This is a genomic window from Pseudomonas sp. 57B-090624 (genome assembly GCF_003234055.1).
Lineage (GTDB): Bacteria > Pseudomonadota > Gammaproteobacteria > Pseudomonadales > Pseudomonadaceae > Metapseudomonas > Metapseudomonas tohonis.
Window position 1 is genome coordinate 54,129 of record NZ_QKRU01000023.1, and the last position, 22,362, is coordinate 76,490.

Below are 22,362 nucleotides of genomic sequence, written 5' to 3' on the forward strand. Positions count from 1 at the left end.
TCGATCCTAGAGCCGTTTCTTAAGTTTACGCAGGAAATGCATTCTGATAATTATGGATAAATCCCGCGGGGTCATATCCCCGTCCCACAACGATAAAGATACAGGGATACAGGCCGTGGATGCAGTTCTCGACCCCGCAGCCGGCAGCCTACTGCGCTCAAAACTGATGACGCCCCAGGCGTCTGCCGACTATTTGCCACGACCGCAGGTGCAGGCGGTGTTGGCAGCACATCCCCATGCCAGGCTTCTGCTGTTCTCGGCACCCGCCGGCTTTGGCAAGACCACCGCCCTCGCGCTCCTGGCCGAACAGCGCCGCGCGGCGGGCTCCGCCGTTGCCTGGTTCTCCCTTGGCAAGGAGGACGACAATCCCTCGCGTTTCTTCCAGCAACTGATCAAGACCCTGGGCGCCGCCGTGCCCGGCCTCGGTACGCACGCTTCGGGCTTCCTGCAGAACACCATGCAGGTGCCGGTCGCAGCGGTGCTGGAGAGCCTGCTGGTGGAACTGACCGGCCTGGAAGGGCCCCTGCTGCTGGTGCTGGATGATCTGCACCTGCTCAGTGACGCGGAAATCTTCGGCGCCCTCGGCCGCCTGGTGAAGATGGCCCCGGCCCATTTCACCCTCGCCATCGGCAGCCGCTCCCTGCCGCCGATGAACCTTGCGACCCTGCGTGCCAAGGGCTGGTTGCTGGAAATCGGCCTGGACGAGCTGCGCCTGACCGAGGAAGAAACCCGCCACTACCTGGACCGCAGCGGCCTCGCGCTGGACGAGGCGACCCTGGCCGCGCTGCACAGCCAGACCGAAGGCTGGCTGATCGGCGTGCACCTCGCCAGCCTCTGGCTGCGCCACCAGCCCCAGGCTTCCGACCAGGTCCTTGTGATGGGCGGTGACCAGGCCGCAGTGGGCGACTACCTGCTGATCACCGTCTTCGAGCAGTTGCCGGCGGACCTGCAGGACGCCCTGCTGGCCCTCGGCATCGCCAGCCAGCTGAGCGGCGACCTGGCCAACGCGCTCACCGGGCGCAACGATGGCCAGGCCCTGCTGGAGCGGCTGGAGACCATGCAGCTGTTCCTCCTGCCCCTGGACCGCGAGCGCCAGTGGTACCGCTTCCACCACCTGTTCGCCGACTTCCTCCGTGCGCGCCTTCAGTCCCAGGACCCGGAGCGCTTTCGCCAACTGCACTTCAACGCCAGCCTGTGGTTCACCAACCACCACATGCAGAACCTCGCCATCGAGCACGCCTGCCTGGCCGAGGACCCGGAGATGCTCGCGGCGCTGGTGGACGGCTGTGGCCTGGAACTGATCAACCGTGGCCAGTTGAACCAGATCTACCGCTGGCGCCAGTTCGTGCCCGACGACATCGCCGAGCGCTACCCGACGCTGATCCTCGCCGACGTATGGAACCGCGCCACCGAGCTGGCGCTGCCCGAAGCCAACCAGATGCTCGACGAGCTGCTGGCGCGCTGGGGCGGCGCCGGTGTCCAGGCGCCGTTGAGCGACAAGTACCTGGCGGCGCTCGCGGTGAAGGCCGCGATCGCCCTGCAGAAGGATGACCTCGACCTGTGCGTCAACCTGGCGCGCAAGGTGGAGGGCCTGCTCGGCCAGCACGAGGCCTTCCTCGAAGTGGCCATGCTGGTCATCGGTGCCCTGGCGCTGGTGATCCTCGCCCAGCCGGAACAGGCGCGCCGCCTGCTGGCGCTGGCGCAGCAGCGCAACCACTTCCTCGAGGGCCGCTACCTCGACATGCAACTGGGCAATGTGGAGATCCTCCTGTCTCTGGAGCAGGGCCAGGTCAAGCAGGCCCAGTTGCTCCACGAGCAGATGCGCGCCCAGTTGATGCCGTTGTTCGGCGAGAAATCCCGGGCGCTGGCCCTGCCGGTGATCATCGAGTCGCTGATTGCCTACCAGCAGGGGCGCCTGGATGGCCTGGAGGAGCGCCTGCGCTGGGCGCTCAATCATGTCGACGTGATCAAGCCCATCGATATCTACGCCCAGGGCATGCTGTTCCTCGCGCGCATCCAGCGCATGCAGGACAAGCCCAAGGAAGCCCTCGCCAGCCTGGTGCTGATGCAGAACCTGGCGGCGCGCAACCAGTCCTGGCGCTTCTACGTCCAGGCGGTGGCCGACGAGGTGACGCTGATCCTCCAGGAGCCGGCGACCGACCGCATCAAGCGTGCCGAACTGCGCCTGAAGGCGGTGGATTGGGCCAAGCTCGCCGCCGACTATGCCAAGCGGGGCTTCAACCCGGTGCTCTGGACCCAGGGCCTGATCCGCGTACGCCTGCAGCAGGCGCGCGGGCACTACAGCGAGGCGCTGCACGAGATCAACCAGTTGCGTGCCCAGCTGCAACCCGGCTGGCATGGCCTGCAGCGCCTGCGCCTGGACCTGCTGGCGGCCCTCAGCTACCAGCGCCTGGGTTACCAGGAGCGTGCCCAGAGCCTGCTGGTGCAGTGCCTGCTCAGCGCCGAGCGCGAGGATGTGCGCAGCCTCTTCGTCGAGGAGGGTGACGCCATCCGCCTGCTGCTGCAGCAACTGGAAGCCGCCGAGCGCCAGCCGGCATTGCAGGGCTTCATTCGCAGCCTGCTGGCCATCTGGCCGGGTCAGGACATACGCAAGTCACAGGATGTGCTGGAGGAAGGGCTGACCGATCGCGAGCGCGAGGTGGTCCTGCTGGCTGCCAAGGGGCTTTCCAACGAGGAGATCGGCCAGCAGCTCTCGCTGGCCCTGGGGACCGTCAAATGGCACCTGCACAACATCTACGAGAAGCTCAAGGTGCGCAATCGCACCCAGGCGATACGCCGTGCCCGGGAACTGGGGTTGCTGGAGTCATGAGCACCCCCTCCACCGATGCGCTGCCGTTCCCGATACTGCGCACCAAGCTGTTCCCGCCGGACTCCGGTGGCCGCCCGCGCCTGGCGCGACAGGCCCTGATCGACCGCCTGTTCGAGGCGCGCGGCCAGCGCGTGCTGGTGCTCAGTGCGCCCGCCGGCTTCGGCAAGAGCACGGTGCTCAGCCTGTTCCGCGAAGCCCTGCAGCGCGCCGGGGCGCGGGTCGCCTGGCTGTCCTGCGATGATTCCGACAGCGAGCCCCAGCGCCTGCTGCAGTACCTGGTGGCCGCGGTCGAGGCGGTCACACCGGGCTTCGGCAGCAACACCGCCGGGCTCCTGCGCGGCGAGGTGAACTGGCCGGTGGAGGCGATCATCGATGCCTTCGTCAGCGACCTGCAGCGTCTCGACGGCGAACTCTACGTGATGCTCGACGACTTCCATCGCATCCGTCACGCCAGCCTGGAGCAGGGCGCCCGCCACCTGGTGGAGCGCCTGCCGAGCAACGTCCACCTCATCAGCGCGACCCGCTTCACCCCGCGCAGCCTGTTCGTCGAGGGCGATGCCTTCATGCTCCAGGCCGAGGACCTGCGCCTGTCCCTGGAAGAGGCCGAGGCCTATTTCCGCGAAGTGCGCGAGCTGGAACTGAGCCGCAGCGAGCTCAAGCAACTGCATGCGCGCACCGAGGGCTGGATCACCGCGCTGCACCTGGCCAGCCTGGCGCTGGCGCGGCACCCGGATCGCGCGGCCTTCCTCGCCAGCCTCTCGGGGACCGAGCGCAACATTGCCGACTACCTGGCCGAGGACGTGGTCAACAGCCTGCCCCTGGCCCTGCAGCAGTTCCTCGACCAGACCTCGGTGCTGGACGAGTTCTGTGCCGACCTGTGCAACGCCCTGACCGGCCGCCGCGATGGCCTGGACATGCTGATGCGCCTGCAGCGCGAGCAGTTGTTCGTCATCCCGCTGGACGAGCAGGGTGAATGGTTCCGCTATCACCACCTGTTCGCCGAGTTCCTCCAGGGCCGCCTGCAGCGCCATACCGACAGCGCCACGCTGCTGCACGCCGCGGCCCGCTGGTGCGAGAGCCACGACCTGCCGGACCGTGCCATCAAGTACGCCCTGCGCGGCCGCGACTACGGCTTCGCCGCCGAGTTGCTGGAGCGCCAGGGCGCGCGGCTGATCGCCGGCAATCGCGTCTACGGCATCCTGTCCATGCTCAAGGAAGTGCCCGCCGAGGTGATCCGCGAGCATCCCGTGTTCCAGATCTTCTATGCCTGGCAACTGGCCTTCGAGCAGAAGTTCGCCGAGTCCGAGGCGCTGATCGAAGAAGTCAGCACCCGCCTGTTGCAGGGGCGCGGCAAGGTCATCCACTTCGGCCTCGGCGAACTGCTGGCGGCCTCCCAGGTACTCAAGGCGCTGGTGCTGCTGTACCAGGACAAGCTGGAAAGCTGCCTCAAGGTCGCCCGCCAGTGGCTGGCCATGGTGCCGGACAACCAGCCGGTTTTCCGCGCCAGCCTGTCCTGCGTGCAGGCGGCGGCCTATGCGCTGCTCGGCGAGTTCGGCGATGCGGCGAAATCCATCGCCACCGCGCGCGATTGCCTGCGCATCGTCGACAGTGAATACCTGCACGTGATGACCAGCCTGATCGAGTCGCTGATCTGCAAGGAGAGCGGCGAACTGGAGCGCGGGCGCTCCATCGCCGAGATCGCCCGGGGCCGGGTCGAGCGGGTGTTCGGCCGTCGCAGCCGTGTCGGCGGACCGCTGGTGCTGGCCTACGCGGACCTGCTCTACGAACAGGACCGCCATGCCGCAGTGCTCGCCGAGCTGCCCCTGGCCACCACCTGGCGTGACGTGGCGACGCCGGTCGAACTGATCAGCCGGGGCCAGTTGGTGATGGCCCGCGCGCGTTTCTTCGCCGGCGAATCCGAGCAGGCCCTCAATCAGCTGGACGACTGGCTGGCCGGCCTCCAGGGCCCGGGTTACGAGCGGGTCTTCGCCCATGGCATGGGCTGCAAGGTGCAGTTCCTGCTGTGGCTGCGTCGCCCTAATGAGGCCGAGCGCGTCTGCCTGCAGCTGGAGCGCCACCTGTCGGCTCTGCCACTGGCGCGCTATGCCGATGCCCACACGGCGCTGGCGCTGTCCGTCGCCCGCCTGGCCCTGGCCGAGCGGCGCCCGGAGAAGGCACAGAGCGCGCTGGAGACCTGCCTCGCCCGGCAGGGGGCCGAGCACCAGCGCGACCGGCGCCTGCGCCTGTCCCTGTTACTTTCCGTGGCCTACTGGCGCAAAGGTAACAGCGACAAGGCCTTCGCCCTGTTCCTGCCCACCCTCGAGGAAGCCTGGAACCGTGGCTACCGGCGCCTGTTCCAGGACGACGCCCTCTGGCTGCTGCCGCTCTGGGAAGCCTGGCGCGCCGCCGAGCCCAAGAAGGCCGGGGCCTGGCAGGGCATCGCCGAGACCTTGCGCGAGCAATGCCGGCGCCTGGCGGTGGACCCGGAAACCTTCGACGAGAACCAGGACGTGAGCCACCGCGAGCGGGAAATCCTGCGTTTCGTCGCGGCGGGCCTGTCCAATCGGGACATCGCCCAGGCGGTGCACCTGTCGGAAGCGACCATCAAATGGCACCTGCACAACCTGTTCGCCAAGCTGGGCGTGCGCAGCCGTACCCAGGCGGTGCTCAAGGGCAAGAGCCTGGGCCTGCTCAGCGAGGCCTGATGCCATTAAATAACTAGCGACTTGCCATCCTCCATCCCTTGGATGGGCTGGCAGCGAGGCGGGGCCTCAGTAACGTAAGAACCAGGTCGAGGAGCCTTGCGCTTCACGAGTCCAGGGCGGCGCGCATAGGGAAGCAGCGTTCGTTCTGGAGGTCGGCGAAAGCCGGCTCAACTGTCGCTGACAGGAGGTAGGCGGCAGGCCCCCGGGGCAACCCACCTGTGAACCTTGGAGATAACAACAATGAAAAGCTTCAAACAACTGGCTCTCGCCGCTGCTGTGCTCGCTGCTCCGTTCATGGCCCAGGCCGACCTGAAAGCCATGGATGACTCCGCTCTCTCCAGCGTTACCGGTCAGGATGGCATCAGCATCTCCGGTAACTTCAACGGCACCATCGGCAGTGTGGTCTACAACGACAAGGAAGGCAGCGCCACCGGCAGCCTGCGCCTTGAGACCATCGCCTTCTCCGGCTTCAACATCTCCGATAGCGCGCCGATCCTGGTCGACGTGATCGACGGCGGCTCTGGCGCCGGCGCCAGCGACAAGCTGCAGATCACCCTGCCGACCATCACCGGCGAGCTGAGCGTGGGCGCCATCCGCATGGGCGACGCCTCCGCCGCCAGCATCGGTACCCTGGCCGTCAGCGATCTGAACCTGGCCGGTACCACCATCAAGGTTTGGGGCCACTGACAGGTCGCTCCACCCCGTGATGTGGAAGGTCCCGTCGGCTTCGGCCGGCGGGCCTTTCTTTCGCCAGCCCTGCATTCGGAACGGCAATGATCGAGATCCTGGTCGGCAGTCTGCTGGGGTTGTTCGGGTTCACCCAGGCCGTGGATACCAAGCCACAGCCCAAGGGCTCCGTGAACATCACCCAGGCCATGGTGCCCAACGGTCCCTACCGGGAGACCGTCAATCCGGAGCCCATGAGCCAATTGCAGTTCCGCAACGTCATCCGCCAGGCCTACGACTACAGCTGCGGTTCCGCCGCGTTGACCGGCCTGCTGGATTACTACCTGGGTCGCAACCTCGAGGAGCGCCAGGTGATGGAGGGGCTGTTGCGTTATGGCGAGGCCGACAAGATCGTCGAGCGACGCGGTTTCTCGCTGTTGGACATGAAACGCTTCGTGGCCGCGCTGGGCTACAAGAGCGGGGGCTTCCGGGCCGAGTTCGAGGACCTCGACCAACTGGAGCATCCTGCGCTGGTGCCCATTCACTACGGTGGCTTCAAGCATTTCGTGGTGGTGCGCGATGTGTACAACGATCACGTGTTCATCGCTGATCCCGCCCTGGGAAACATCAGCTTCACCCGCACCCGGTTCGAGGAGGTGTGGGATGGGAACGTGCTGTTCGTGATCTACCCGACTGGAAACGAGCCGCCCAACGCCATGGCCCTGACCGAGCGTGACCTGCGCCTGGTGGACGATCGCACCGTCAGCCTGCTGGCGTTCCAGCAGTTCCCGCAGATCACCAAGTTCACCGAGAACCAGATCGACCAACTGGGCTCGGGAGGCGACATCCAGTACATCAGACGCAAATAGAAAAACCCGCATAAGTAAGAATAAAACCAGGGGTAAAAGTGCCATGGGAGTGAGGGGATACGCATGGCTGGCCGTGCTGGCGCTGGGCGCCTGCGGGCCGCTGTGGGCCGAGGAGAGCTCGGTGGACGATGCGCGTGAGGCGCTGACCAAGAAGGAAGGGGATGCCGACAGCGCCAAGGCGCTGGAGCAGGTATTCCAGGCATCGGAGAAGAGCTACACCCTGCTGAAGAAAGGCGAGCGCACGCTCACCTACGGCTTCGACTATTCGCTGGTGCGCGACGTGCAGATCGAGCAGGTGCGCACGGGCAGCAACGTCTACAGCGTGATCCCCCGCAGCGAAGCCCAGCACACCTTCACCAACTCCTTCACCTTCGACTACGGCATCTGGGACAACCTGACCTTCAGCGTGCGCCTGCCCTTCGTGGCCAAGTACGACACCGAGCGCGACGTCAACGTCTACAGCCTCGGCGACATCTCCGGCAGCCTGCGCTGGCAGCCCTGGTCCGCCACCCGCGGACGGCCGGTCACCACCCTGTTCGCCACCCTCGGCCTGCCCACCGGCGAGAGCCCCTTCGACATCAACAACGAGACGGACCTCTCCACCGGCAACGGCTACTACAGCCTGGGCGTGGGGGCCAACACCTCCTACGTGATCGACCCGGTCGTGCTGTTCGGCTCGGTCGGCTACACCTACAACATGCCGGTGCACGGCATCCACCAGAACCGTGGCGGCCGCCTGCTGGAAGATGTCGACCCGGGCAATACCCTGTCCCTGAGCATGGGCTTCGCCTATGCGTTGTCCTACGACGTGTCCCTGGCCACCTCCTACCAGATGGCCTACACCACCAAGCCGACCTACACCTTCGGCGACACCGAGTTCGAAGGCACCGAGCAGACCAGCGCGATCATGAACTTCTCGCTCGGCCTGCGGACCTCTCCCGATTACATCGTCAACGTCAACGCCGGTTTCGGCATGACCGAGGACTCCCCGGACGTGATGCTGGGGTTCTCCGTACCTCTGGACATAAAAGGCCTGAAGGCCCAGTAACCGGCGAGGCGACGACATGACGATGCGAATTTCGCCGCTGGCCCTGGCGCTGGCGGGGTTGGGGGCCGGTTGGGCGGGCGGCGTGCAGGCGCAACTGGCCAACGACCTGACCATTGGCAACCCCAAGGCGATGGCCATGGCCAACGCCGTGACCGCCGACTCCACCGGGATCGACGCGGTGCACTACAACCCGGCGGCGCTGACCAAGCTCAAGGGTCGCCAGACCACGGTGAAGATGATCGCCGGGGTGATGGATATCCGCGCCGAGTTCGATGCGCCGGACGGCTACAACGTCATGGGGTTCACCGATGATCCCGTGGCCAACTCCAGCAGCCGTACCCTCACGCCTGCCATGTACCTGCCGGGCATGGGCGGCATGACCGACATGCCGCTGCTGGTGGCGCCCCTGGCGGGCCTGTCGATCAACCCGCCGGGCTCCAAGTTCACCTTCGCCACCAACGTCTACGCGCCCATGGCGCTGGGCTATTCGCGGGACTCGGACAGCGACCCCGGGCGCTACCAGGGGCGCGAGGTGGCGATCCAGCGCATCACCTACTTCTCGCCGTCGGTGGGCTACCAGGTCAACGACGAGCTGTCGGTGGGCCTGTCGGTGGGCTTCTCGCACCAGGCCCTGGCGCTGAACGAGGACTTCCGCAACCCGAGCATGCTCACCGGGCTGGTGGGGTTGCTCAACAAGGTGCTCTGCGAGCCAGGCATGGAAGAAATCCTCGGTCCGCTCATCAACGTCTGCGGCGGCCGTATCGGCCCCTTCGACACCCTGGCCAATATCGACCTGGACCTGCAGCAGTCGCTGTCACCCACCTGGAACATCGGCGTGCTCTGGGAGCCCACCGACTGGTTCGCCTGGGGCGCCACCTACCAGAGCGAGGCGCGCATGCACCTGCAGGGCAAGTACCGGGTGGACTATTCCAAGGATTGGCAGGGCTTCTGGACCGGCTTCCAGGGGGCGGTCTTCGGGCAGATCCTCAGCCCGCTCTTCCCCTACGGCAACGTCGACGAGGAGGTGGGCAACGCCAGCATGACCATGACCTACCCGGACAACTTCTCCACCGGGATCAAGATCAGGCCCTTCGAGCGCTGGCAGTTCAACGCCGACCTGAAGTGGAGCGGCTACAGCGACTGGAACGAGTTCGAGATCGAGTTCGACCGCGAGCTGGACGTGCTGCGCATCGCCAAGAACTTCAGCGGCGGCAATGCCACCGCCACCACCCTGACCCTGGACCGTGGCTATCGCGATACCTGGAGCTGGGCGCTGGGGGCGCAGTACGACGTCACCGACCGCCTGGCCCTGCGCGCCGGCTACGAATGGCGCCCTTCGGCCATCCCCGGCAACAAGGCCGACGTGCTGGCGCCCATCGGCGACGCCCAGCTCTACGGCCTCGGGCTGGGTTACCGCTGGGACAAGGACACCACCATCGATATCGGCTTCAACTACTTCGTCACCTCGCAGACCACCAAGGCCAACACCAGCTGCAACCTCAACTGCACCGGCATCGACAACCTGGTCTACAACCCCTATGCGGGCCAGGATGTGACGACCTCGGTGAAGGCCTACATCGTGGCCATGACCTACACGACGACATTCTGATGAAGACCCACGCCGCGCTTTGCCTCATCACCGCCCTGGCGGCCCACACCCAGGCCGCCAGCGGGCGCTACCTGACCTGGATCGACGACAACGGCCGGGTGCACAACAGCTTCGTCGGCGAGCGCTACGGCGAGCAGCAGCGCCAGGCGGCCCAGCGCATCAGCCGCAGCGACCTGGCACGCCTGCAGGAGCAGGGCGCAGCGGGCGGGACGGGCGGCAACACCGGTGGTGAGCAGAAGCGCCGCTACTTCACCTGGGTGGATGCCAGCGGCAACCTGCAGAACAGCTTCTACGCGGCGGGCCAGGTGCCGGCCGGGGAGCGCGACTACCTGCTGCCCAGCGGCAAGCGCTCGACCGAGTACATCGACGCCGATGTGCTGGAAGGGCGCGGCTACTCGCGGCCCGAGAACGGTGCGGCCTACTTCACCTGGGTGGACGAACAGGGCCGCACCCACAACTCCAGGGTCCCGGCCAAGGGCGGTGAGCCGCAGGCGGAGGAGGGCATTGGCCAGCCCGTGGCCTACACCGAGAGCCGCCAGGTCGAATTCGAGCGCAAGGCCGCCATCCTACCGTCGCTGGACGGCCAGCCCAGTGAGGCGATGAAGGCCCTGCTGGAAGGCAGCGAGGAGCGCAGCCAGTCGCTGTACCAGGGGCTGGTCGACCAGTGCTGCGGGCAGCTGCCGGAGGGGGATTTCACCGAGTTGTCCGCCGAGGAGCCGCGCTACGAGGAGCTCAACCGTTTCTCCCCCAGCTTCGCCTTCCCCATGGGTCGCAGCTACTACGCGGCCCTCAAGCTGCCGCGTTCTGGGCGCGCCTATGGCCTGCGCATCCGCAGCTTCGCCAACCGCCAGGTGGTCTACCCCTCGATCCTCTTCCTCGACGAGGCCAAGCGCCCGACGCGCCTGGTGAGCGACGCCGTCTACCAGCTGCATGGCGAGACCTGGTACCGCTACGCCTACATCGAAGGCACCGTGCAGGTCCGCGCCAACCAGGGCGAGCGCTACGCGCTGCTGCTCACCACCGACGAGGACCGCAGCCTCAACACCCTCGACAATAAACCCTTCAAGCGCCCGATGCAGGATCTGGCCGTCAGCGAGGCCGGCATGCAGGTGCACGAGCACGTGGACGAGGGCGCATTCGAGCTGGCGATCGTCAGGTAGGGGGCTGAGGAGTATGGCGTAGGTCGGGTGCAACCCGACGATCCCGTGCATTGAGCCTGGTACGCCTCGGCTTTGGAGCGCGTGACGGCTCCTGTGTCTTGGAGCACCTGCAGCGATGGGTTTCGCTCCGCTCTACCCATCCTACGGACTACCCATCCCACGGATTGAGCACCTCTACCCCGAATCCCTGGCATGAAAAAGCCCGGCACATGGCCGGGCTTTTTTGTTGCCGCAGGGCGGATCAGAGTTCGGCGGGGTGCACGTGGCCGAACAGTTCCTGGGAGAAGCGCACGCGTTCCTCCGGGGTTTCCACGATGCCTTTTTCCTGCAGCTCGGCGATGCGGGCTTCCACCGCGTGGGCGCGATGGGTCAGCCCGCAGTCGTTGGCGATCTGGATGTTCAGGCCGGGGCGAGCGTTGAGTTCGAGGATCAGCGGGCCCTTTTCCTGGTCCAGCACCATGTCGACCCCGATGTAGCCCAGGCCGCACAGCTCGTAGCAGCCGGCCGCCAGCTTCATGAAGCCGTCCCAGTTGGGCAGCTGCACGCCGTCCACCGCGTTGGTGGTGTCCGGGTGCTTGGCGATCTTGTTGTTCAGCCAGGTGCCGCGCAGGGTGACGCCGGTGGCGAGATCGACGCCCACGCCGATGGCGCCCTGGTGCAGGTTGGCCTTGCCGTTGGACTGGCGGGTGGGCAGGCGCAGCATCGCCATCACGGGGTAGCCCATGAGCACGATGATGCGGATGTCCGGTACGCCTTCGTAGCTGATGCTCTTGAAGATCTGGTCCGGGGTCACGCGGTACTCGATCAGCGCGCGGTCGCGGTGCCCGCCGAGGGAGTAGAGGCCGGTGAGGATCGAGGAGATCTGATGCTCGATCTCCTCGTGGCTGATGATCTTCCCGGAGACCGTCTTGTAACGGCCTTCGAAGCGGTCGGCGATCACCAGGATGCCGTCGCCGCCGGCGCCCTGGGCGGGCTTGATCACGAAATCGTTGCGCTCGCCGATGATCTCGTCGAGCTTGTCGATCTCCTTCTCGGTGGAAATGATCCCGTACATTTCCGGCACGTGGATGCCCGCCTCGATGGCGCGCATCTTGGTGATGATCTTGTCGTCGACGATCGGGTACAGGTGCCGTTTGTTGTACTTCAGCACGTAGTCCGCGTTGCGACGGTTGATGCCCATGATGCCTTTGGCTTCGAGGGCTTTCCACGTCTTGATCAGGCCGAACATGGCTCAGTCCTTCAGGAAGGCTTTGAAGCGGAACAGCTCCGTCAGGCGGTAGCCGCGGTAGCGACCCATCGCCAGCATGAAGCCCACCATGATCAGCAGCACGGCCGGGAAGGTGAAGATGAAGTAGGTCAGCTCCGGCACGGTCATCAGCAGGTGCGCCAGGGTGGCGGCGAACAGCGTGCCGATGGCGACCTTGAAGGCATGGCCACCGCCGCGCTCTTCCCAGGTGATGGACAGGCGTTCGATGGTCATGGTCAGGATCACCATCGGGAACAGCGCCACGGACAGGCCGCGCTCCAGGCCCAGCTTGTGGCTGAGCAGGCTGATCACCGCGATCAGGATCACCACGAACGTCAGCACCACCGACAGCCTGGGCAACATCTGCAACTTCAGGTGTTCGAGGTAGGACCGCAACGACAGGCCCAGCGCCGTGATGATGGTGAACAGGGCGATGCCGAAGCCCAGTTGCGTCTCGCGGAAGGCGAGGGCGATCAGCACCGGGGTGAAGGTACCCAGGGTCTGCAGGCCGCCGAGGTTGCGCAGGATGAGGATCACCAGCACGCCGATCGGGATCATGATCATGATCTGGTAGGTCTGCTGGGTCTGCAGCGGCAGGCCGTAGAGCGAGTATTCGAGGAAGTCGGCGTCGGTGTTCTCGTCGGTCAGCTTGGCCAGGCGGATGGCGTTCATCTCGCTGTTGTTCAGGCTGAAGGTCACCTGGGCCTTCTTGCCTCCGTCGACGGTGATCAGGTTGTCGTCACCGGTCCACCACACCAGGCGGTCGGCCGGCAGGCCCTGCTCGCCGGTCTCGGGGTTGAAGTACAGCCAGTTCTCGCCGTTGAAGCTGCGCAGCCAGAGCTCGGGGCTCTGCGGCTGGTCGGCGGCGAGGCGGATGGTGTGCACGCGCTCCATCGGTACGTGGGCGATGGACAGCAGCAGCTCGATGGCCTTGGCCTTGTTCTGCGTGCTCTGGTCGCCGGCGAGGAGCAACTTGACGTTGTCGTCGTTCAGGTTGTTGGTGCGCTTGATGGTTTCGCTGATGAAGGTCTCGACGTCGGCCGAGTGCTGGCGGATGGGCGCCAGCAGGGCTTCGGCGGCGATCTTCTCGGCCCCTTCGACCGGGATGCTGTCACGGAAGATCGGCCCCTTGTCCTTGGGCTTCTCGCCGCTGTAGCGCTTGGTCAGCACCAGGCGGTAGTAGAGGGTCTGGTTGCCGCTGGCGCGGCGGGCGGACCAGGTCACCTTGCGGTTGCCGTCCACGCGATTGATGCTCACGCCGTAGTTGTTGGAGATGAAGCTCTCGTTGAGGCTGACGTAGTCCCGGTTCAGCGGCGGCACGAACATCTGCACCTTGATCGGGTCGCGCGGGCTGGCCTGGAATTCGACCTTGGCGTCGATGTTCCAGAGGTCGTCGGTCTCATCCTCGGTGATCGGGATGCCCTGAATGAAGATCTGGTAGGCCGTTATCAGAATGCCCAGGCTCACCAGCAGGGTGATCAGGACTTTCAGATGCAGGGTAAGAGAGCGCATGTGAGTTACTCGGCAGAGTTTGCGTCAGTGGCACAGCCGGGTTGGCCGGCAGCGTATTTAAGGCTCGGGTCGACCAGTGCATCGAAGCGCTTGAGCGCCTCGGAACCGATCAGAAGCGGGTATTGGAAAGCGCTACGGTCGGTGAGGTTCACTTCGATCGTGCGCAGGGCGCTGCCCATGCAGACGTCGAGTTCGATCACCGGGCGTGCCGTGTAGGTCTTGTCTTCATCCGGATCGTAGTCGCCGGCACGGCGCTTGATCTTGCTGATGCGCGCCAGGGGCCGCTCGATGGGATGCGCGTGGGCATCGTCGATGGCCAGGTAGAAGCGTACCCAGGTTTCGCCATCACGCTTGAAGCGCTTGATGTCGCGGGCACTCAGGGAGGCTGTCTTGGCGCCGGTGTCGAGCTTGGCGGCGACCACCAGGTCGAGGCCGGAGAGACGGGCGTATTCGTTCAGGCCATAGATGGTCTTGTCGGCGGCAAGGCTGAGGCCTGGCAGTGCTAGCAGGCATATGAGCAATGCGAAGGGCTTGAGAGTCATGGGTCCTTGGAGAACGTTCGAGGTCCTGATGCCCGATGCCTGGCCTGATGGCCTCGGCGCCTGGCGTACGAGTCTAGCAGCGCCCCGCCAGGCGCATGAGCGGCGCATTCTAACACGCAGGTTTTCCGGGGCGACAGACGCTTATGACGCTTTGTTAAGGCTGTGACGGGTTCAAATGAATTTTTTGCGATCTACGACGATTGTCGACAATGGCTGTGTTTTGGTTTGACTGAAATGGTCTGCGGCGGTAGTTTGTCGATGTTAATTTTCAATGTGTCGACAATCATGCTGGATGCCGCTGAAGAACCCGTCGCCCAAACCGAAGATTCGGAAACCCTGTCCGAGCACGTCTTCCGGCGCATCCAGGCGGCCATCGTCAAGGGCGAGATCGCGCCCGGCAGCAAGATTTCCGAGCCCGAGCTGGCGCGTGCCTACGGCATCAGCCGCGGCCCGCTGCGCGAGGCGATCCATCGCCTGGAAGGGCAGAAGCTGCTGGTGCGCGTCCCCCACGTCGGTGCGCGGGTGGTGTCCCTGAGCCATGCCGAGCTGATCGAACTCTATGAAATCCGTGAATCCCTCGAGGGCATGGCCTGCCGCCTCGCGGCCGAGCGCATGACCCAGGCGGAGATCGACGAGCTGCGCGCGGTGCTGGAGACCCATGAGCGCGACGAGGCCTTCCAGGCTGGACGTGGCTACTACCAGCAGGAAGGCGACTTCGACTTCCACTACCGGATCATCCAGGGCAGCGGCAACCAGACCCTGACCCGCATGCTCTGCGGCGAGCTGTACCAGCTGGTGCGCATGTACCGCCTGCAGTTCTCCAGCGTGCCCAATCGCCCGCGCCAGGCCTTTGCCGAGCACCACCGCATTCTCGATGCCATCGCCGACCGTGACGGTGAACTGGCCGAGCTGCTGATGCGCCGTCACATCGGCGCCTCCAAGCGCAATATCGAGCGCCACTACCAGGGCGCCGTCGCCAACCCCTCCCAGACCCGAGGTGATTCATGACCCAGCTCTCCGCCGGCCAGCGCTTCCGCCAGGCCCTTGCCGAAGAAAGCCCGCTGCAGGTGATCGGTGCGATCAACGCCAACCATGCGCTGCTGGCCAAGCGTGCCGGCTACAAGGCCATCTATCTTTCCGGTGGTGGCGTGGCGGCGGGTTCGCTGGGCCTGCCGGACCTGGGCATCAACACCCTGGACGACGTGCTCACCGACGTGCGCCGCATCACCGATGTCTGCGACCTGCCGTTGCTGGTGGACATCGACACGGGCTTCGGCCCGAGCGCCTTCAACATCGAACGCACGGTGAAGAACCTGATCAAGGCCGGCGCCGCCGCGGCCCACATCGAGGACCAGGTCGGTGCCAAGCGTTGCGGCCACCGCCCGGGCAAGGAGATCGTCTCCTGCGAGGAGATGGTCGACCGCGTGCGCGCCGCCGCTGACGCCCGGACCGACCCGGACTTCTTCCTCATCGCCCGCACCGACGCCATCCAGGCCGAGGGCGTGGACGCCGCCATCGAGCGCTGCAAGCGCTACGTCGAAGCCGGCGCCGACGGCATCTTCGCCGAGGCCGCCTACGACCTGCCCACCTACGCGCGCTTCGTCAAGGAGCTGAACGTGCCGGTGCTGGCCAACATCACCGAGTTCGGCGCCACCCCGCTGTTCACCCGGGACGAGCTGGCCTCGGTTGGCGTGGCCATCCAGCTCTACCCGCTGTCGGCCTTCCGCGCGGCCAACAAGGCGGCGGAAACCGTGTACACCGCCATTCGCCAGAGCGGCCACCAGAAGGACGTGATCGAGCTGATGCAGACCCGCGCGGAGCTGTACGACCGCATCGGCTACCACGCCTTCGAGCAGAAGCTCGATGCGCTGTTCGCCGCCGGCAAGAAGTAATCAGGGCAGGGTGGGCCGGGCGGCGATCCGCTTCAGCCCACCCCATCAGCGTCGCTGGTAGGGCTTCATCGGATCACCTTCCGGCCCGCCATACAGCGCAACAGAACAAAAAGACTCGAGGAGATACCGATGAGCACCACCGAAACCACCACTCCGGGCTTCAAGCCGAAGAAATCCGTGGCCCTTTCCGGCACCGCCGCCGGCAACACCGCCCTGTGCACCGTGGGCCGTACCGGCAACGACCTGCACTACCGGGGCTACGACGTGCTGGATTTCGCCAATCGCTGCGAATTCGAAGAGATCGCCCACCTGCTGGTCCACGGCAAGCTGCCCAATGTGGCCGAACTGGCCGGCTACAAGGCCAAGCTCAAGGCCCTGCGCGGCCTGCCCGCTGGCGTCAAGGCTGCGCTGGAGCAGCTGCCGCCTTCCGCCCACCCGATGGACGTGATGCGCACTGCCGTCTCCGTGCTGGGCTGCCTGTCGCCGGAGAAGGACGACCACAACCACCCTGGCGCCCGCGACATCGCCGACAAGCTGATGGCCTCCCTCGGTTCCGCGCTGCTGTACTGGTACCACTACAGCCACAACGGCAAGCGCATCGAGGTGGAGACCGACGACGACTCCATCGGCGGCCACTTCCTGCACCTGCTGCATGGCGAGAAGCCCCGCGAATCCTGGGTGCGCGCCATGCACACCTCGCTGAACCTGTACGCCGAGCACGAGTTCAACGCCTCCACCTTCACCTCGCGGGTGATCGCCGGCACCGGCTCGGACATGTATTCCTGCATCGCCGGCGCCATCGGCGCGCTGCGCGGGCCCAAGCATGGCGGCGCCAACGAAGTGGCCTTCGAAGTGCAGAAGCGCTACGACAGCCCGGATGAGGCCGAGGCCGACATCCGCGCCCGTGTCGAGAAGAAGGAAGTGATCATCGGCTTCGGCCACCCGGTCTACACCGTCTCCGACCCGCGCAACAAGGTGATCAAGGAAGTGGCTCGCGAGCTCTCCGTGGAGCAGGGCAACACCAAGATGTTCGACATCGCCGAGCGCCTGGAAAGCACCATGTGGGACATCAAGAAGATGTTCCCCAACCTCGATTGGTTCAGCGCCGTCAGCTACCACATGATGGGCGTGCCCACCGCCATGTTCACCCCGCTGTTCGTGATCGCCCGCACCTCGGGTTGGTCCAGCCACGTCATCGAACAGCGCATCGACGGCAAGATCATCCGCCCGAGCGCCAACTACACAGGCCCTGAAGACCTGAAGTTCGTGCCGCTCAAGGACCGTAAATAACAATGACCACGACCGTGAACAGCCAATACCGCAAGCGCTTGCCCGGCACCGCGCTGGATTACTTCGACGCCCGCGAGGCGGTCGAGGCGATCCAGGCCGGCGCCTGGGACAAGCTCCCCTACACCTCCCGCGTGCTGGCCGAGCAGCTGGTGCGCCGTTGCGAGCCCGCCGACCTGACCGCATCGCTGGAGCAGCTGGTTTATCGCAAGCGCGACCTGGACTTCCCCTGGTACCCGGCGCGCGTGGTCTGCCACGACATCCTCGGGCAGACCGCGCTGGTGGACCTGGCCGGCCTGCGTGATGCCATCGCCGAGCAGGGCGGGGACCCGTCCAAGGTCAACCCGGTGGTGCCGACCCAGTTGATCGTCGACCACTCCCTGGCAGTGGAAGCTGCCGGCTTCGACCCGGATGCCTTCGAGAAGAACCGCGCCATCGAGGACCGCCGCAACGAGGACCGCTTCCACTTCATCGAGTGGACCAAGACCGCGTTCAAGAACGTCGACGTGATCCCCGCCGGGAACGGGATCATGCACCAGATCAACCTGGAGAAGATGAGCCCGGTGATCCAGGCGCGCGGCGGCATCGCCTTCCCCGACACCTGCGTCGGCACCGACTCGCACACCCCGCACGTGGACGCCCTGGGCGTGATCGCCATCGGTGTCGGCGGCCTGGAAGCCGAGACCGTGATGCTCGGCCACCCGTCGATGATGCGCCTGCCCGACATCGTCGGCGTCGAGCTGACCGGCAAGCGTCAGCCCGGCATCACCGCCACCGACATCGTCCTGGCGATCACCGAGTTCCTGCGCAAGGAGCGTGTGGTGGGCGCCTACGTCGAGTTCTTCGGCGAGGGGGCGGACAGCCTGTCCATCGGCGACCGCGCGACCATCTCCAACATGTGCCCGGAATACGGCGCCACCGCCTCGATGTTCTACATCGACGAGCAGACCATCGACTACCTCAAGCTCACCGGCCGCGAGCCGGAGCAGGTGGCGCTGGTGGAGCACTACGCCAAGACTCTGGGGCTGTGGAGCAGCGCGCTGAAGACCGCCGAGTACGAGCGCGTGCTGAGCTTCGACCTGGGCAGCGTGGTGCGCAACATGGCCGGCCCCTCCAACCCGCACCGCCGCCTGCCCACCTCGGCGCTGGCCGAGCGCGGCATCGCCGACGAGGCCAAGCTGCAGGCCGGTCGTGACGAAGAGGCGAAGGGCCTGATGCCCGATGGCGCGGTGATCATCGCTGCCATCACCAGCTGCACCAACACCTCCAACCCGCGCAACGTGATCGCTGCCGGCCTGGTGGCGAAGAAGGCCAATGCCCTCGGCCTGGTGCGCAAGCCCTGGGTGAAGACCTCCTTTGCGCCGGGCTCCAAGGTCGCCAAGCTGTACCTGGAGGAAGCCGGTCTGCTGCCGGAGCTGGAGAAACTCGGCTTCGGCATCGTCGCCTACGCCTGCACCACCTGTAACGGCATGTCCGGCGCGCTGGACCCGGTGATCCAGAAGGAGATCATCGACCGCGACCTGTACGCCACCGCCGTGCTCTCGGGCAACCGCAACTTCGACGGGCGCATCCACCCCTACGCCAAGCAGGCCTTCCTCGCCTCGCCGCCGCTGGTGGTGGCCTATGCCATCGCCGGCACCGTGCGTTTCGACATCGAGCAGGACCCGCTGGGCACCGATGCCCAGGGCAACCCCGTCACGCTGAAGGACCTGTGGCCAAGCGACGAGGAGATCGACGCCATCGTCGCGGCCTCGGTGAAGCCCGAGCAGTTCAAGCAGATCTACATCCCGATGTTCGACCTGGGCAGCGTGCAGGAAGCGGAAAGCCCGCTGTACGACTGGCGTCCGATGTCCACCTACATCCGCCGCCCCCCGTACTGGGAAGGCGCGCTGGCCGGCGAGCGCACACTCAAGGGCATGCGGCCGCTGGCGATCCTGCCGGACAACATCACCACCGACCACCTGTCGCCGTCCAACGCCATCCTGGCGGACTCGGCCGCCGGCGAGTACCTGGCGAAAATGGGCCTGCCGGAGGAGGACTTCAACTCCTACGCCACCCACCGTGGCGACCACCTGACGGCCCAGCGCGCCACCTTCGCCAACCCGCAGCTGGTCAACGAGATGGCCGTGGTCGACGGGCAGGTGAAGAAGGGCTCGCTGGCCCGCGTGGAGCCGGAAGGCCAGGTGATGCGCATGTGGGAAGCCATCGAGACCTACATGAACCGCAAGCAGAACCTGATCATCGTGGCCGGTGCCGACTACGGGCAGGGCTCGTCCCGCGACTGGGCGGCCAAGGGCGTGCGCCTGGCGGGTGTGGAAGTGATCGTGGCCGAAGGCTTCGAGCGCATCCACCGCACCAACCTGGTGGGCATGGGTGTGCTGCCGGTGGAGTTCAAGCCGGGCACCACGCGCCTGACCCTGGGCCTGGACGGCACCGAGACCTACGACGTCGAAGGCGACATTTCGCCGCGCTGCGACCTGACCCTGGTGGTCAATCGTCGCAACGGCGAGGTGGTGCGGGTGCCGGTCACCTGCCGCCTGGACACTGCCGCCGACGTCAGCGTGTACAAGGCCGGTGGCGTGCTGCAGCGCTTTGCCAAGGACTTCCTCAAGGGCGAGGTCGCCTGACTGCGTGGGGTGGAGGGCGCCTCATCGATCCACCGTGGTGCTTGCCATTGGTGGACGGAAAAGCGCCATCCACCCTGCGGCTCATCGAGGACTTAGCCCGGATGCAATCCGGGGAGTACCGAACATGGTCATGCCCGGATGGCATCCGGGCCCTTTCTCAGGACTGCACTCATGGCTCATCTGCCGCAAGTGAAAATCCCCGCCACCTACATCCGTGGCGGCACCAGCAAGGGCGTGTTCTTCCGCCTGCAGGACCTGCCCGAGGCCTGCCAGGTGCCGGGCGAGGCCCGTGACCGGCTGTTCATGCGGGTGATCGGCAGCCCCGATCCCTACGCTGCGCACATCGACGGCATGGGCGGGGCGACCTCAAGTACCAGCAAGTGCGTGATCCTGTCGAAGAGCAGCCAGCCCGGGCACGATGTCGACTACCTCTACGGGCAGGTCTCCATCGACAAGGCCTTCGTCGACTGGAGCGGCAACTGTGGCAATTTGTCCACCGCGGCGGGCGCCTTCGCCATCCATGCCGGGCTGGTGGACCCGTCACGCATTCCGGCCAACGGCACCTGCGTGGTGCGCATCTGGCAGGCCAACATCCAGAAAACCATCATCGCCCACGTGCCGGTCACCGATGGCCAGGTGCAGGAAACCGGCGATTTCGAGCTGGACGGGGTGACCTTCCCGGCGGCGGAGATCGTGCTGGAATTCCTCGATCCGTCGGATGACGGGGAGGAGGGCGGTTCGATGTTCCCCACCGGCAACCTGGTGGATGAGCTGGACGTGCCGGGCGTGGGCACCTTCAAGGCGACCCTGATCACTGCCGGCATTCCCACGGTGTTCGTCAACGCCGAAGACATCGGCTACACCGGCACCGAGCTGCGCGAGGCCATCAACGGCGACCCCGAGGCGCTGGCGCGCTTCGAGAAGATCCGTGTCGCCGGCGCGCTGCGCATGGGGCTGATCAAGGCCCCCGAAGAGGCGCTGACCCGCCAGCACACGCCGAAGGTGGCGTTCGTCGCGCCGCCCAGGGACTACCGGGCCTCCAGCGGCAAGACGGTGAAGGCCGACGAGATCGACCTGCTGGTGCGGGCGCTGTCCATGGGCAAGCTGCACCACGCGATGATGGGCACGGCGGCGGTCGCCATTGGCACCGCGGCGGCCATCCCCGGCACCCTGGTGAACCTGGCGGCCGGCGGCGGCGAGCGCACGGCGGTGCGTTTCGGACACCCTTCGGGCACCCTGCGCGTGGGCGCCGAAGCCCGGCAGGTGGACGGCCAGTGGCAGGTGACCAAGGCGATCATGAGCCGCAGTGCGCGGATATTGATGGAGGGAGTGGTAAGAGTTCCGGGGGAGGCGCTCTAGAGCATTAGCTGGAAGCCTGAAGCTTGAAGTCGAATGCTTTCCAGCTTCCAGCTTCCAGCTTCCAGCTTCCAGCTTCCAGCTAAAGACTTACTTGAGCCTCCGCTCGACGCCTTTCTCGACGAGGATCTTCGCCGAGATTTCCTCGACCGAGAAATGCGTGGAGTTGATGAAGTTGATGTTCTCGCGGCGGAACAGGTTCTCCACCTCGCGGACCTCGAACTCGCACTGGGCGAAGCTGGCGTAGCGGCTGTTGGGCTTGCGCTCGTTGCGGATCGCGGTGAGGCGATCGGGGTCGATGGTCAGGCCGAACAGCTTGCTCTTGTACTTCTTCAGGGCGGCCGGCAGTTGCAGGCGCTCCATGTCCTCTTCGGTCAGCGGATAATTTGCCGCACGAATTCCGTATTGCATTGCCATATACAGGCAGGTCGGCGTCTTTCCGCAGCGGGATACGCCAACGAGGATGAGGTCGGCCTTGTCGTAGTAATGGGTGCGGGCGCCGTCGTCGTTGTCGAGGGCGAAGTTCACGGCCTCGATGCGCTCCATGTAGTTGGCGCTGTGGGCGATCGAGTGCGACTTGCCCACCGAGTACGAGGAGTGCGAGGTGAGTTCCTGTTCCAGCGGGGAGAGGAAGGTCGAGAAGATGTCGATCATGAACCCGTTGGACGTGGCGAGAATGTCACGGATTTCCTGGTTCACTATGGTGTCGAAGATGATGGGCCGGGCCCCGTCCGCCTCGGCAGCTATATTGATTTGCTGTACCATGGCGCGCGCTTTTTCGACGCTGTCTATATAAGGCCGCGTGAGCTTCGCGAAGGTAATGGTCTCGAACTGCGCCAACAGGCTCTGCCCGAGGGTTTCAGCGGTGATGCCGGTACCGTCGGAGATGAAAAAAGCGGTTCGTTTCATGCGCCAAAGGCCTTAAGTCGGGATCGATTCTTGGCTATCATAGGCCCGTTTTTGCTGGCCCATTGCCGGCCCGCATTGTGACTCATTTTTCCGGCCTCGCGCCA

General features: G+C 65.6%; 16 protein-coding genes. 12 read left to right on the forward strand and 4 right to left on the reverse strand.

Features of this window, described 5'->3' with window-relative positions:
* The first annotated feature begins 115 nt into the window (after window positions 1-115).
* The 7 genes from DMX10_RS12905 (at window position 116) to DMX10_RS12935 (ending at window position 10,887) form a co-directional block, all read left to right on the forward strand.
* Window positions 116-2,830: a LuxR C-terminal-related transcriptional regulator gene (locus DMX10_RS12905; RefSeq protein ID WP_256604797.1), complete on the forward strand. Its 2,715-nt coding sequence runs from the start codon at window positions 116-118 to the stop codon at window positions 2,828-2,830.
* Window positions 2,827-5,535 carry a helix-turn-helix transcriptional regulator gene (locus tag DMX10_RS12910; protein ID WP_111261432.1) on the forward strand — a complete coding sequence of 903 codons (2,709 nt, stop codon included), beginning with the start codon at window positions 2,827-2,829 and terminating at the stop codon, window positions 5,533-5,535. Before DMX10_RS12905 ends, DMX10_RS12910 begins: the two co-directional genes overlap by 4 nt.
* A 240-nt stretch (window positions 5,536-5,775) precedes the next feature.
* On the forward strand, window positions 5,776-6,222 hold the full coding sequence (locus tag DMX10_RS12915; protein ID WP_111261433.1) for a DUF6160 family protein: 447 nt from the start codon (window positions 5,776-5,778) through the stop codon (window positions 6,220-6,222).
* A gap of 86 nt (window positions 6,223-6,308) precedes the next feature.
* Complete coding sequence (locus DMX10_RS12920; protein ID WP_111261434.1) at window positions 6,309-7,070, forward strand: C39 family peptidase; 762 nt, start codon at window positions 6,309-6,311, stop codon at window positions 7,068-7,070.
* Window positions 7,071-7,113: 43 nt separating this feature from the next.
* Window positions 7,114-8,118, forward strand: a complete 1,005-nt coding sequence (locus DMX10_RS12925; RefSeq protein WP_111261435.1) for a transporter — start codon at window positions 7,114-7,116, stop codon at window positions 8,116-8,118.
* A 16-nt stretch (window positions 8,119-8,134) separates the two neighbouring features.
* Complete coding sequence (locus tag DMX10_RS12930) at window positions 8,135-9,727, forward strand: outer membrane protein transport protein (protein WP_178082948.1); 1,593 nt, start codon at window positions 8,135-8,137, stop codon at window positions 9,725-9,727.
* A complete protein-coding gene (locus DMX10_RS12935; protein ID WP_111261436.1) occupies window positions 9,727-10,887 on the forward strand; it encodes a MalM family protein in 1,161 nt (386 codons plus the stop codon). The genes DMX10_RS12930 and DMX10_RS12935 overlap by 1 nt, the downstream gene beginning before the upstream one ends.
* Window positions 10,888-11,128: 241 nt before the next feature.
* Here the strand turns inward: DMX10_RS12935 and DMX10_RS12940 are convergent, their stop codons facing one another.
* Genes DMX10_RS12940 through DMX10_RS12950 form a run of 3 tightly spaced genes read right to left on the reverse strand, consistent with a single transcriptional unit; the run spans window position 11,129 to window position 14,187 of the window.
* On the reverse strand, window positions 11,129-12,115 hold the full coding sequence (locus DMX10_RS12940; protein ID WP_043243282.1) for an alpha-L-glutamate ligase-like protein: 987 nt from the start codon (window positions 12,113-12,115) through the stop codon (window positions 11,129-11,131).
* A gap of 3 nt (window positions 12,116-12,118) precedes the next feature.
* Window positions 12,119-13,645, reverse strand: a complete 1,527-nt coding sequence (locus DMX10_RS12945; RefSeq protein WP_111261437.1) for an inactive transglutaminase family protein — start codon at window positions 13,643-13,645, stop codon at window positions 12,119-12,121.
* A 5-nt stretch (window positions 13,646-13,650) separates the two neighbouring features.
* On the reverse strand, window positions 13,651-14,187 hold the full coding sequence (locus DMX10_RS12950) for an ATP-dependent zinc protease (RefSeq protein ID WP_111261438.1): 537 nt from the start codon (window positions 14,185-14,187) through the stop codon (window positions 13,651-13,653).
* A gap of 285 nt (window positions 14,188-14,472) precedes the next feature.
* Between DMX10_RS12950 and DMX10_RS12955 the strand changes: the two genes are divergently transcribed.
* The 5 genes from DMX10_RS12955 (at window position 14,473) to prpF (ending at window position 21,352) form a co-directional block, all read left to right on the forward strand.
* A complete protein-coding gene (locus DMX10_RS12955) occupies window positions 14,473-15,195 on the forward strand; it encodes a GntR family transcriptional regulator (RefSeq protein ID WP_111261439.1) in 723 nt (240 codons plus the stop codon).
* Window positions 15,192-16,079 (forward strand): methylisocitrate lyase, encoded by an 888-nt coding sequence (gene prpB / locus DMX10_RS12960; protein WP_111261440.1) that lies wholly within the window; start codon window positions 15,192-15,194, stop codon window positions 16,077-16,079. Before DMX10_RS12955 ends, prpB begins: the two co-directional genes overlap by 4 nt.
* Window positions 16,080-16,208: 129 nt before the next feature.
* Window positions 16,209-17,369 carry a 2-methylcitrate synthase gene (gene prpC / locus DMX10_RS12965; protein WP_111261441.1) on the forward strand — a complete coding sequence of 387 codons (1,161 nt, stop codon included), beginning with the start codon at window positions 16,209-16,211 and terminating at the stop codon, window positions 17,367-17,369.
* 14 nt (window positions 17,370-17,383) lie between these two features.
* Window positions 17,384-19,993, forward strand: a complete 2,610-nt coding sequence (acnD, locus tag DMX10_RS12970; RefSeq protein ID WP_178082949.1) for a Fe/S-dependent 2-methylisocitrate dehydratase AcnD — start codon at window positions 17,384-17,386, stop codon at window positions 19,991-19,993.
* Window positions 19,994-20,164: 171 nt separating this feature from the next.
* The gene (prpF, locus tag DMX10_RS12975; RefSeq protein WP_111261443.1) at window positions 20,165-21,352 is read left to right on the forward strand and encodes a 2-methylaconitate cis-trans isomerase PrpF; all 1,188 of its coding nucleotides are present in this window, start codon (window positions 20,165-20,167) and stop codon (window positions 21,350-21,352) included.
* 87 nt (window positions 21,353-21,439) lie between these two features.
* Here the strand turns inward: prpF and DMX10_RS12980 are convergent, their stop codons facing one another.
* Window positions 21,440-22,258 (reverse strand): pyruvate, water dikinase regulatory protein, encoded by an 819-nt coding sequence (locus DMX10_RS12980; RefSeq protein ID WP_111261444.1) that lies wholly within the window; start codon window positions 22,256-22,258, stop codon window positions 21,440-21,442.
* Window positions 22,259-22,362 lie beyond the last annotated feature (104 nt).

Coding starts and splice junctions, on each gene's coding strand:
- DMX10_RS12955 (WP_111261439.1), top strand. CDS start 14,473: ATGCTGGATGCCGCTGAAGAACCCGTCGCCCAAACCGAAGATTCGGAA.
- DMX10_RS12920 (WP_111261434.1), top strand. CDS start 6,309: ATGATCGAGATCCTGGTCGGCAGTCTGCTGGGGTTGTTCGGGTTCACC.
- prpC (WP_111261441.1), top strand. CDS start 16,209: ATGAGCACCACCGAAACCACCACTCCGGGCTTCAAGCCGAAGAAATCC.
- DMX10_RS12930 (WP_178082948.1), top strand. CDS start 8,135: ATGACGATGCGAATTTCGCCGCTGGCCCTGGCGCTGGCGGGGTTGGGG.
- prpF (WP_111261443.1), top strand. CDS start 20,165: ATGGCTCATCTGCCGCAAGTGAAAATCCCCGCCACCTACATCCGTGGC.
- DMX10_RS12950 (WP_111261438.1), bottom strand. CDS start 14,187: ATGACTCTCAAGCCCTTCGCATTGCTCATATGCCTGCTAGCACTGCCA.
- DMX10_RS12945 (WP_111261437.1), bottom strand. CDS start 13,645: ATGCGCTCTCTTACCCTGCATCTGAAAGTCCTGATCACCCTGCTGGTG.
- DMX10_RS12925 (WP_111261435.1), top strand. CDS start 7,114: ATGGGAGTGAGGGGATACGCATGGCTGGCCGTGCTGGCGCTGGGCGCC.
- DMX10_RS12940 (WP_043243282.1), bottom strand. CDS start 12,115: ATGTTCGGCCTGATCAAGACGTGGAAAGCCCTCGAAGCCAAAGGCATC.
- DMX10_RS12910 (WP_111261432.1), top strand. CDS start 2,827: ATGAGCACCCCCTCCACCGATGCGCTGCCGTTCCCGATACTGCGCACC.
- DMX10_RS12915 (WP_111261433.1), top strand. CDS start 5,776: ATGAAAAGCTTCAAACAACTGGCTCTCGCCGCTGCTGTGCTCGCTGCT.
- prpB (WP_111261440.1), top strand. CDS start 15,192: ATGACCCAGCTCTCCGCCGGCCAGCGCTTCCGCCAGGCCCTTGCCGAA.
- DMX10_RS12980 (WP_111261444.1), bottom strand. CDS start 22,258: ATGAAACGAACCGCTTTTTTCATCTCCGACGGTACCGGCATCACCGCT.
- DMX10_RS12935 (WP_111261436.1), top strand. CDS start 9,727: ATGAAGACCCACGCCGCGCTTTGCCTCATCACCGCCCTGGCGGCCCAC.